At 28.2% G+C, this 3,413-nt stretch carries 4 protein-coding genes and 1 pseudogene; all 5 read left to right on the forward strand.

What is annotated here, in order from left to right; genetic code table 11:
* A pseudogene (locus B2U95_RS16025) lies at window positions 1-471 on the forward strand (NmrA family transcriptional regulator); the annotation flags it as partial.
* Between the two features lie 210 nt (window positions 472-681).
* The gene (locus B2U95_RS16030; protein WP_296317938.1) at window positions 682-1,137 is read left to right on the forward strand and encodes a hypothetical protein; all 456 of its coding nucleotides are present in this window, start codon (window positions 682-684) and stop codon (window positions 1,135-1,137) included.
* Between the two features lie 191 nt (window positions 1,138-1,328).
* Window positions 1,329-1,703 (forward strand): hypothetical protein, encoded by a 375-nt coding sequence (locus tag B2U95_RS16035; RefSeq protein WP_296317940.1) that lies wholly within the window; start codon window positions 1,329-1,331, stop codon window positions 1,701-1,703.
* 181 nt (window positions 1,704-1,884) lie between these two features.
* Complete coding sequence (locus B2U95_RS16040; protein WP_296317941.1) at window positions 1,885-2,733, forward strand: AraC family transcriptional regulator; 849 nt, start codon at window positions 1,885-1,887, stop codon at window positions 2,731-2,733.
* 78 nt (window positions 2,734-2,811) lie between these two features.
* Window positions 2,812-3,303, forward strand: coding sequence for a DUF2938 domain-containing protein (locus tag B2U95_RS16045; protein ID WP_296317942.1), 492 nt, complete (start codon window positions 2,812-2,814; stop codon window positions 3,301-3,303).
* Window positions 3,304-3,413: the final 110 nt, after the last annotated feature.

The raw sequence follows: 3,413 nt of genomic DNA on the forward strand, positions 1-3,413 counted from the left end.
GCATTTATGCAAAATTGGGAAAGAAATACTTTTACAATTCGAAGATTTGGAAAAATTTACGGTGCAATAGAAAATGCACCTAGAAACTATGTAGATGCTAGAGATGTAGCTGAGATTGCAGTAAAACTATTGTTACAAAACACACCTTTAGAACTTAATTACATTTCTATTTCTGGACCTGAAGCTATTACAAATTATGATATGGCAGAACGACTTACAAGGGTAACTAATACAGATATTGAATATATAAATGTTTCTTCTGCTGAATTATTTAAAACACTCAAAAACAGAGCTAAGTTACCTGAATGGTTAGCAAATCATATTGTAGAACTAGACGAACTTGCTATAATAATACCTGAACCAACCGAAGATTCTACAGAAAAAATCTTAAATAAAAAACCTAGATTAATGAATGCCTATTTACAGGAATCACAAGAACTTTTTAAAAGAAAACCGATTTGGAAATTTTAAAATGGAATCTTTAAAACTACTGCCAACAAGGTATAAAAAACATAGGGCTTTTGTATTAACTCCAAAATTATGTGTTTTCACAAAATCGGCTAAACATAAACCGAAACGATAGTGTTTGTCTATTGCTCTACGTTTCTTATACAAACCGTTGGCAAACATTTCTACGCAACCATTTAGTAAAAATTGCATCTATTAAATAAAATACTCTACATGAAAAAAATATTAATTTTATTTATTACCATTACTACTTTATTAAGTTGTTCTAAAGACGAGTGCTCCTCTCCCATTATTCCGCCTCAAATTTTCACATTTGAAATTGTTGACAAAATAACAGGAGAGAATTTATTCACAAACGGAACTTATCAACCTGAACAAATACAGATAACAAACACTGACAATAATTTTTTGACAGAATTTACATTCATTTCAGAAAATAACATCAATCATATTGAAATCAACTTATCTTATGCTTATGCTTATTGGGAAACAGGAATTGTTACACTGAAAATTGATATTTCGAATAATCATATCTTTGACGTTTATGCTGATGGCGAAATAATAATGAGAGAATGTTTTAGTTATTATGAATATAACGAAATAACAATAGGAGAATCTGAATCTGAATTAGATAACCAAACTGGAATATATAAAATTCTTGTGGAATAAAACGATTTGCCAACAAAGTATAAAATTAATTGCTTTAGTTCTGGCTTATTTAGGAAAGTCCTCGCGGACTCTCTATTCAATAACTATTTATCAACTTTAGTGCTTAAACATAGCAACTAATCTTGTACAATCCCGTTGTAAGCAATTTAAGAGCAACCATTAAAAATTTTAACAAAAAAAATAAAAAAGTTATGAAAAATGTAATTTTACTCTTATTAGTAGTCGGTTTATTATCCTCGTGTTCAAACGATGACGATGATGTAATTTCACCTGAACTTTCAGGAACTTGGAATTTAGTTGATGTTACCTGCGAATGTGGACCTGTTGATTTTGAAGTTGGGGAACATGTTTGGAATTTTAATACTCAAACGAATGAATTAACAGTTTCGAACAATCCAAATGAAGACTTACAAATTTTGGATTCAGGAAATTATTCTTTTGTAATTAGCAACAATATTATAACAATTTTATCTGTAGAGTATGACTTTTATTTTGAGCAAAACAAACTCTTTTTGGGGGACCAACCAGAATCAGACGGACCACTAATGGAATTTGCAAGAAATTAAAAGAAAATAAATCCCGAGAAAACTGCTTACAACAATGGCTATAATTCATTGCTACTGATTTTCCTTTCGGAAAATCATGTGTCAATCCGTTTGGCTTAGTTTTATTTACTAAATTAGTAATCAGTCAACGAAACCATAGCCGAGACCGTTGCCAGTAATTTTCGACATTCTAGATGTTAAAATGCAAAAGATTCAGATAAGAACAATAAAAGAACCAAATCTATCAGGAAGTTTTTCAATAAGTAATCTAAACACTTTGCTTTCTGAAAAAGATATGATAGAAAAGACACATCGTCACGATTTCTTTTTTATACTCGCAATAGAAAAAGGAAATGGAGAGCATCAAATTGATTTTGAAAACTATTCAATTGATAATTATTCTGTTTTTATTCTTCGTCCAAGTCAAGTACATCAACTATTATTAAAAAAAGGAAGCAAAGGTTACTTAATAGCATTTGATAGCAATTTTTATTCCCCAAATGAAAAACTAAAAAAAGAAATATTCTTAACCGTAAGTAGAAATAATTATTACAAACTGAAAACGGAAACTTATAAAAAGTTAATTCCTGTTTTAAATTATATTTTCTCAGAATATTCTAACAAAAAAGTATTGTTTAGAGAAAACATTAAAGCAAATCTAGATTTATTTTTTATAGAGTTATTTAGACAAACTAAAAACTCTGATATTCAAACTAAAAACAACTCTTATTCTATCAAATTACTTGAAAAACTATTAGAGCTAATAGATATTCATTTTTATAATAACAAGCAAGTTACTTATTATGCCGAAGAATTAAATATAACAATTTACCAACTAAATTCGATTACTAAAAAAACATTAGGAAAAAGCTGTTCTCAATTAATCAACGAACGTATAATACTTGAAGCTAAGAGAAATTTAACAGCTACATCTAATCAAATAAATGAAATTTCCTTTCATTTAGGTTATGATGACACTTCATATTTTATTAGATTTTTTAAAAATAAGACTGGATTAACACCTGAAAATTTTAGACAAAGTTTCGAATAATCCTATTGTACTTAATATTTGTGCTATTTCAAAACGTTTTCCTAAAACTATCTTTGTTGGAAATTAAAAAACACAAATATGAATTCAATTTTACAAACAATTTTAATTGGTACAGGAGCTACACTTTTTATGGATTTGTATGCCATAATCTTAAAATTTTTCAATATCAATTCCCTTGATTATAGATTTGTAGGTCGCTGGATAGGGCATTTTCCAAAAGGAAAATTTTTTCATAATAAAATAATGGAATCACCATCTGTTCCCTACGAAGTACTCTTAGGTTGGATAGCTCATTATTTAATTGGAATAACATTCGCTTTTTTATTAGTTTTTGTTTTTGGAAAGAAATGGTTAGAAAATCCTAGACTAATACCAGCTTTAATTATTGGTGTAATTACTATTGTTGGCCCATTTTTACTAATGCAACCTGCTTTTGGTTTTGGAATTGCAGGTTCAAATTTACCAGACCCGAATAAAGCTAGACTTATGAGCCTTATAACACACAGTGTATTTGGTATTGGTTTATACCTAAGTACTATAGTACTGAATAAAACAATGAATATATTTTAAACAATTGTAAAAGAATAAAGATTCCTTTTAACTATATCTGTAGTCCTTTAAAATAAAAATTATGGAATAGATCAAACTAAATAAAAAAGTATTAAAAACTTTGCACAACG

Source organism: Winogradskyella sp. UBA3174, assembly GCF_002364335.1.
In the GTDB taxonomy this organism is placed as follows: Bacteria; Bacteroidota; Bacteroidia; order Flavobacteriales; family Flavobacteriaceae; genus Winogradskyella.